At 72.3% G+C, this 7,275-nt stretch carries 5 protein-coding genes and 1 pseudogene; all 6 read left to right on the forward strand.

Going from position 1 to position 7,275, the window contains the following annotated elements; translation table 11 throughout:
- Positions 1 to 283: pseudogene (locus tag VED21_RS05800) on the forward strand (methyl-accepting chemotaxis protein); the annotation flags it as partial.
- A 25-nt stretch (positions 284 to 308) separates the two neighbouring features.
- Positions 309 to 2,492 (forward strand): hybrid sensor histidine kinase/response regulator, encoded by a 2,184-nt coding sequence (locus tag VED21_RS05805; RefSeq protein WP_324881375.1) that lies wholly within the window; start codon positions 309 to 311, stop codon positions 2,490 to 2,492.
- A complete protein-coding gene (gene cheB, locus VED21_RS05810) occupies positions 2,489 to 3,562 on the forward strand; it encodes a chemotaxis-specific protein-glutamate methyltransferase CheB (protein WP_324881376.1) in 1,074 nt (357 codons plus the stop codon). Before VED21_RS05805 ends, cheB begins: the two co-directional genes overlap by 4 nt.
- Positions 3,559 to 4,353 carry a response regulator transcription factor gene (locus VED21_RS05815; RefSeq protein ID WP_324881377.1) on the forward strand — a complete coding sequence of 265 codons (795 nt, stop codon included), beginning with the start codon at positions 3,559 to 3,561 and terminating at the stop codon, positions 4,351 to 4,353. The genes cheB and VED21_RS05815 overlap by 4 nt, the downstream gene beginning before the upstream one ends.
- Positions 4,354 to 4,503: 150 nt before the next feature.
- Entirely contained in the window at positions 4,504 to 6,081 is a 1,578-nt protein-coding gene (locus VED21_RS05820; RefSeq protein ID WP_324881378.1) for a hybrid sensor histidine kinase/response regulator, read from the forward strand.
- 112 nt (positions 6,082 to 6,193) lie between these two features.
- The coding region (locus tag VED21_RS05825) for a caspase family protein (RefSeq protein WP_324881379.1) at positions 6,194 to 7,275 on the forward strand (1,082 nt) is incomplete at its 3' end.

Consider the following 7,275-nt stretch of genomic DNA (forward strand, 5'->3'; position numbering starts at 1 on the left):
GGTGAAGCGTGTGGCCGCCGGGCGGCGGCAGGCGGATTCGACGCAGGCCACCATCCGCACCATGGCCGACAACATCCACGAGAGCGTGCTGGCCTTCCAGCAGATCGTCGCCGGCACCAACCAGCAGCAGATCGGCCTGGAACAGGTGATCCAGGCGCTGCAGAACATCCGTCAGGCGAGCACCCAGACCGCCGCCGGCACCCGCCAGCTGGAAGGGGCCGCCGCCAACCTCAACGACCTCGGCCAGGGGCTGGTCGAAGCGGTACGGAATTACCGGGTGTGAGCGGCCGGAAGGCGGTGGGGCGCCCATGATCGACATCCGGCAGCGGCTACTCGCGGCGTTCGAGCTGGAGCACAAGGAGCATCTGGCTGAGATCCGCGCAGCACTTCGTGCCGCCGAGGAGGGGACGGCGCTCGACCTCGACGAGTTGCACCGGCGCGCGCACAGCCTGAAGGGTGCCGCCCGCGCCGTCGACCTGCCGGAGGTGGAGGCGGTGGCGCACCGCGTGGAATCCACCTTCCAGGCGCTGCAGAAGGGCGCGCTGGCGCTGGACGGGCCGGCGGTGGGCGTGCTGTTCCGCGCGCTGGACGCCATCGAGGACCTTGCCGGCGCGGCGCGCGGCGGGCGTCCGGGGGATCCACCCGGCGACATGCTCGCCGACCTCGACAGGCTGGCGGCGGGGGAGGCCAGCGTGGGAGCGGCACCGCGTGCGGCGCCGGAAACGCCGCGGCCGGCCGGCCCGGCGGATCCGGCGGTGCAGCTGGTGCGCATCAACAGTGCCAGCCTCGGCCACTTTCTGGAGACGGCGGCGGCGCTGCTGCCGGAGGTCGAGGGGCAGGGACAGGTCGCCGCCGACCTGCGACGGCTGCGGCTGGAGTGGCTGGGCCTGGAGCAGGCCTGGGCGCGGCTGCGCCGCGGCGTCATCGGGCGGGGCCATCGGCGCAACGGCAGCGCGTCGGGCGGCGTGTCGGCCGCACAGCTCGACGCCTTCGAGCGCCGGCTGCGTGCCGCCACTGCGCGCATCGAGGGCGCCAGCCGGGCGCACCAGCGCAGCTACGCCAACCTGCGGCAGTGGAGCGGCAGCCTGCAAGACGACGTGCGCCGCCTGCGCATGCTGCCGGCCGAGACGCAGTTCGGCGACCTCGGCCGCATGGTGCGCGAGCTGGCGCGTGGCCAGGGCAAGGAGGTGGAGGTCGACGTCCAGGGCCTGTCCACCGAGGCCGACCGCGAAGTGTTGCAGCGGCTGAAGGACCCGGTGATCCACCTCGTGCGCAACGCCGTCAGCCACGGCATCGAGACGCCGACGGCGCGGCTGGAGGCGGGAAAGCGGGCGGCCGGGCGCATCGTCGTCGCCATCGCCGTGCGCGGCGGGCGCCTGACCGTGCGCATCGAGGACGACGGCCGCGGCGTGGACGACGACGCCATCGCGCGCCGCGCCGTGCAGCGCGGCCTGCTGGACGCCGAGGAGGTGGCCGACACCCCGCGCGAGCGGCTGCGCCAGTTCCTGCTGGAGCCCGGATTCAGCACCGCCGAGGCGGTGACGGAGCTGTCCGGGCGCGGCATGGGCATGTCCATCGTGCGCGAGGCGCTGGCGCGCCTGCAAGGCACGCTGATGCTGGACGACCGGCGCGGCGGCGGCACGGTCGTGACGCTGTCCGCCCCGGTTCTGCTGTCCAACCGCCGGCTGCTGTTCGTGGCGGTGCGCGAGCACGTGCTGGCGCTCCAGGCCAGCGACGTGGTGCGCCTGCACCACGCGGCGGCGAGCGACGTCTTTACGTTGGGCGGCGCGTCCATGCTGCGGCTGGGCGACGAGGACCTGCCGGTGACGACGCTGGCCGCCTACCTCGGCGTGTCCGACGCGCCGCCGTCCTCCGACCGGCTGGCCGTCGTGGTGGTCCGGCGCGGCGAGGGGGAGGGACCGGTCGCCATGGTGGTGGATGGTTTCCTCACGGCCCGCGACGGGCTGATCTCGTCCATCGATGAAGTCGGGCTGGACCCGGCACGCTTCCTCGGCACCGTGCTGCTGGAGGATGGAGCGCCGGCGCTGGTCGTCAATCTCGCCGGGGTCGGGGCGGCCATGGCGGACGCACCGGCCTTCGACACCGGCCCGGCCACGGCGGCGGGGCCGCCGCCCGTCATCCTGGTGGTGGACGATTCCATCACCACGCGCACGCTGGAACGCTCCATCCTGGAGGCGCACGGCTATACCGTGGAGCTGTGCGTGGACGGCCGTGACGCCCTGGAACGGCTGGGCTCCACCCACGTCGACCTCATCGTCAGCGACGTGGAAATGCCGCACATGGACGGGTTCACGCTGTTGCAGTCGGTGAAGGGCGATCCGCGCACGGCCGCGCTTCCGTTTATCCTGGTCACCTCGCGCGACGCGGAGGAGGATCGGGCGCGCGGCCTGCGCCTGGGTGCGGACGCCTATATCGTGAAGACGCGCTTCGACCAGGGCGAACTGCTGGAAGGAATAAGGCGCCTGCTATGAGCGTCCAACGCAAGGTCCGGGTCCTCGTGGTGGAGGACTCGCCGGTGGTCCAGGAACTGCTGGTCCACACCATCAGCCAGGACCCCCGGCTGGAGGTCGCCGCCGTGGCGCCGACGGCGGAGGCCGCGTTGCGCTTGATGGCGAAGGTCAAGCCGGACGTGGTGTCGCTGGACATCCGCCTGCCCGGCATGAACGGGCTGGAAGCCACCAAGCGCATCATGCGCGAGCACCCGTTGCCCATCGTCGTGGTGGCCGCCGACGTGCATGGCGGCGACATGAACATCTCCATGAACGCCTTGCGCGCGGGCGCCCTGTCGGTGGTCGAGAAGCCCGGCAGCCTGAGCCGCGCCGACTACGCCGCCGTCGCCCGGCACCTGTGCAGCCAGCTGTTCGCCATGAGCCAGGTGAAGGTCATTCGACAGCGCTTCGCCGCCGACCCGCCGGCGCCGAAGCGCATGGCGGCGCCCCTGCCGCTGGCGGCGGACGCGCCACGGCGGTTCGAGGTTCTGGCGCTCGTTGCCTCCACCGGCGGACCCAACGCGCTGGTCAAGGTTCTGGCCGGGCTGTCGGCCGGGTTCCCGTTGCCGGTCCTGGTGGTGCAGCACATCGGTGCCGCCTTCGTCGAGGGCTTCGCGTCGTGGCTGGGCACCGTCTGCCCGATGCCGGTGGAGGTGGCCGAGCACGGCGCCCAGCCGCGGCCCGGCCGCGTCTATGTGGCGCCCGGCGACACCCACCTGGAGGCCGGGCGTGCCGTGCTGCGCCTGACCAAGGAATCGCCGGTGTGCGGCCAGCGGCCATCCGGCGACGTTCTGTTCCGCTCCCTGGCGAACACCTTCGGGCCGGCGGCCATCGGCGTGCTGCTGACCGGCATGGGGGAGGACGGCGCGCGCGGCCTGCTGGCGATGCGCGAGGCGGGCGCGTATACGATCGCCGAGCACGCCTCGACGGCGGTGATCCACGGCATGCCGGGCGAGGCGGTCAAGCTGGGCGCCGCCACCGAGGAACTGCCGCTGCCCAGGGTCGCGCCGCGCTTGCTCGATCTCCTGGCGTCGAAGGGGGGTGGCCGATGAATCCGCCGGACGTGACGCTGATCGACGCCTCGCCGACGCAGAGCCTGCTGCTGCGCCACAAGCTGGAGGAGAGCGGCATTGCCGTCACCGCCGCCGACACGCTGCCCGACGGTCTGGCCGTGCTGGCGGCCGGGGCGCCGGCGGCGGTCCTGTTGAACCTCGCCAGCACCGGAGCCGACGCGCACGACGCCATCACCCGCATCCGCGAGCGCTGTCCCGACGTGCCGGTGGTGCTGGTCGGCGGCGCGCCGGACCTGACGTACGACGGCCGGCGCGTGCACGTCGTGGCCGGTGGCGAGCCGGACGGGGCGGTGCGGGAGGTTCGCCGCCTCGTGGCGTTGCCCGACGCGCGGCCTTCCGCCACGGAGGTGCTTCATCGTGCCCGTATCCTGGTGGTGGACGACAGCGTCACCTACCGCGAGTTCCTGCGTCTGGAACTGGAAGAAGCGGGATGCGCGGTGTCCGTTGCCAGCGGCGCGCAGGAAGGGCTGGACGCCGTTGCGCGCGAGCCGTTCGACTGCGTGGTGATCGACCTCGTCATGCCGGGCATCACCGGCACCGAGTTGTGCGAGGCGTTCGACCGCAGCCGGCGGCGCGATGGGCGGCTGTTCGATATCCTGGTCCACACCAGCCAGGACCGCGAGGAGCTGCTGATCGCCTGCCTGAACGCCGGGGCGGACGAGTTCGTCGGCAAATCGCACAGCGTCGAGGTGCTGATGGCGCGCCTGTCGACTCTGCTGCGCCGCAAGTTCTACGTCGAAGATGTGATCCTCGCCCGCCGCAAAACTTAGGTAATACGCGGTGTCCGCTATACTTTTGATAGGTTTATCGGGGGAGATGGGGCGGTTAGTGTAACCCCACGTCTTGCCTTCGGCGCCGCCGGTGGCACCCCGGCAGAGAACGCGCCGTCCGGGACCGGTGCGGAGCACGAGAGGCTGTTTGTGGACCTGTCCACCGAGCACGAAAAGCTCAGCCCCTGCGGGGCCGAGCGCATGTGGCCGGAATCGCTCCGCAACGCGCTGCGCGTCTGCCGGATGAGCGCCGGTCCCGCCGTCCTGTTCACCGGCACCGCCTGTGCCGTCCACTTCAACGAGGCGTTCCGCGGCCTGCTCCGCGACGGCGGCGTGCCGCAGGGGCTGCCGGCGCCCCGGCTGCTGGGCAGGGAGGGCGAGGGGCTGGTGCGGCACCTGGACCGGCTGCGCAGCGGCGACGGGGAGGCGGGCGAGCAGTCCCTCGTCCTGCGCCTCGATCCCGGTGGGGCGCTGGAATGCCCGTTGGACCTTCGCTGCGCCCCGGTGGTGGACGGTGGTGCCGTGGTCGGCGTTTTCGCCTTTGCGACCCCCGCCGATGCCGACTGCGGCCGGGCGGACGACTGCGGGCGCGTGCGCGCCGCCATGCAGGAGGAGGCGGGGCGCGGCAACACCGCCAAGGCGCGTTTCCTGGCCGCCGCCAGCCACGACCTGCGCCAGCCGTTCCAGGCCATGCGGCTGTTCCTCGGCGTGCTCGACCAGCAGGTGAGCGACACGGCGGCACGGACCACCGTCGCGCGCCTGGGCGAGGCGCTGGAGGCGGGGGAGCGGCTGCTGCATGCGCTCCTCGACATCTCCATCATCGATTCCGGGCAGATCGAGCCGAAGGTGACGGACTTCGCGCTGGATGCCCTGCTGCGCCAGCTGGTCGAGGAGAACCGGCCGCAGGCGGCCGCCAAGGGGTTGCGGCTGAAGGCGCGGCTGTTCCCGGCGCGCGGGCGCACCGACCCGGTGCTGCTGGAGCGCATCGTCCGCAACCTGTTGAGCAACGCCATCCGCTACACCCGCACCGGGACGATCCTGGTGGCCATGCGGCGACGCGGCGACGCGGTGCGGGTGGAGGTGTGGGACACCGGCTTCGGCATCCCCGAGGATCAGGTCGCCGCCATCTTCGAGGAGTTCCACCAGCTGGAGAATCCCGAGCGCGACCGCGCCCGCGGCTTCGGCCTGGGGCTGGCCATCGTGCAGCGCCTGGCCGGCTTGTTGGGGGTGTCGGTGGGCGTGCGCTCGCAGCTCGGCCGCGGGTCGGTGTTCGCGGTCACGGTGCCGCTGGGGAGCGCGCCGAAGCCGGCGGAGCGCGGGCGGGCCGGCGCCGCCGTGGACGGCGACGGGCTGCAGGGCGCCACGGTCCTGGTCGTCGACGACGACGAAATGGTGCTGTTCGGCCTGCGCATGATGCTGGAGGCCTGGGGCTGCACGGTGGTGCCGGCGGCCGACCTGCGCGAGGTGATGGCCGGGCTGGACGCCCTGCCGGGGCCGCCGGGGGTGATCCTCACCGACCTGCGCCTGCCCGGCGGGGCCAACGGCTACGACGTTATCCAGCGGGTGCGCCGGCTGTACCGGCGGGAGATCCCGGCCGTGGTGCTGACCGGGGAGGCCAGCCAGTCGCCGCTGGCCGACGGTGGCGTGCCGGGTTGTGGACTGATGCGCAAGCCGGTGCAGCCGGACGAGTTGCGCGGCGTGCTGTTGAAGGCTCTGGGGAAGTCATAGAGGCGGCGACGTCATAGAGGCCCGGCGCGCATCGGGAGTACTCCGTCCCGGCACTTGTTCGCGAGGGGGGCGGGGGGATACCTGGAGTCTTAACAACAAGGTGTCGGATCGCATGCGTTTTGCCCTGGTGCTGTGGGCGCTGGTCGCCGCTTTGCTCTTCTCGGCCCATGCCCCTTCCGTCGCCGCGGCGGCGGAAGGGGAGAAGCGCATTGCGCTGGTCATCGGCATCGGCGCCTACCAGAACGCGCCGGAACTGCCCAACCCGCCCAACGACGCCAAGGCGATCAGCCAGTCCCTGCGCAAGCTGGGCTTCGTCGTCGACGAGAAGCTGAACCTCTCCAACCGCGGGCTGGCGGAGGCGCTGCGCACCTTCGGCGTGCAGGCGTCCAAGGCCGACGTGGCGGTTCTGTATTTCGCCGGGCACGGCATGCAGGTGGGGGGCACCAACTACCTCATCCCCTCCGACGCGCGGCTGGAGCGCGAGCGCGACCTGATGTACGAGGCGCTGCCGCTGACCCTGCCGATGGGCGAGGTGGCGCAGGCCCGCAAGCTGGGCATCGTCATCCTGGATGCCTGCCGCAACAACCCCTTCGTCGACCGCCTGACCCGCACCGGAACCAGCCGCCACAGCATCCAGCCCGGCATCGGGCGGGTGGACGACACGCCCAGCGACACGCTGGTCGCCATGGCCACCCGCGCCGACGCCGTGGCCGAGGACGGGACCGGCAAGCACAGCCCGTACGCCGAGGCGCTGCTGAAGAACCTGGACCAGCCGGGGCTGGAGCTGAGCCTGTTCTTCCGCCGCGTGCGCGACGACGTGATGCAGTCCACCCAGGGCCGGCAGGAGCCGTTCGTCTACGGCTCGCTGGGCGCCGCACCCTTCTACTTCAACCCGCAGCCGGAGAACCGGCGTCCGGTGCTGGCCGATCTGCGCCCGCTGGAGGTGCTGGAGCGCGGCGCGACCGAGCCGCTGCGCATCGGCCGCCCGACCGACCCCGACAACGACGCCCTGTTCGCCCAGGTGGCGGGCCTGCCGCGTGGCGGCAGCGTGCGCATCGGCGACCGCGTCGTGCTGATCGGCGATTACCTGACCATCGACCAGCTGGTGGCCGCCACCTTCAAGCCGGACGGCAGCCATCTGGGCGAGGCCGGCGCCTTCGAGTTCGCGGTGATGGACGGGCGCGGCGGCGTGGC

Origin of the sequence: Azospirillum sp. (assembly GCF_035627195.1) — a bacterium.
Classification (GTDB): Bacteria; Pseudomonadota; Alphaproteobacteria; order Azospirillales; family Azospirillaceae; genus Azospirillum.